Origin of the sequence: Pseudoalteromonas sp. NZS37 (assembly GCF_015864265.1) — a bacterium.
GTDB classification, from domain to species: Bacteria; Pseudomonadota; Gammaproteobacteria; order Enterobacterales; family Alteromonadaceae; genus Pseudoalteromonas; species Pseudoalteromonas arctica.
The window spans coordinates 1-628 of record NZ_JADYXL010000069.1 but is presented as its reverse complement, the minus strand read 5'-3'; the positions used below and the strand labels follow the sequence as shown (position 1 = coordinate 628).

Genomic DNA, 628 nt, shown 5'->3' with positions numbered 1-628 from the left:
TGTCGGGGTGATGTCGTTACTTGAGCCTGGGCTGGTAAGTACAAGCGTCGGTGCAATGGTATCTATTTCACCAGTGCCTGTGGCAGTAGCTTCATTGCCTGCGGCATCGCTCACACTGGCGCTCACTGTAAAGGTGCCTTCAGCCAGTACTTGCGTGGCTGCTACGCTCCATGTGCCATTAACCCCTAATGTGGTCGTTACGGTATGAGTAATGTTATTACTGTCTGTAATTTCAACGCTCACGGTGCTGCCTTGTGGCGCATTCGCTGTGCCGGTGATCGTGGGCGTGGTGTCATCAGTCACGGTTACATCATTTACGGCAATATTAGGAATGGTCGTATCAACAATGCCACTTCCTGTTGCGGTACTTGTATTGCCGCTTCCATCAGTAACACTCGCTTCAACTTCATAACTGCCTTCAGCTAAGTCAACAGGGGCTTCAACACTCCAGATACCGTCTGTAACGGTTGTTTGTACCGTGTTTGTTATGTCATTACTGTCCGTGAAACTGACGGTGATAATAGTGCCATTTGCTGCACTGCTGGTACCGCTCACATTCGGCGTTGTATCATTTGTATCCATTAATGCATCAATATTAATACTCGGTGCATTGGTATCCAATGTTGCG

1 protein-coding gene is annotated in these 628 nt (G+C 48.4%); it reads right to left on the bottom strand.

The genetic code is table 11. The features are described 5' to 3' along the window. On the bottom strand, positions 1-628 hold a 628-nt coding region (locus tag I6F47_RS20475), incomplete at both ends, for an Ig-like domain-containing protein (RefSeq protein WP_197184478.1).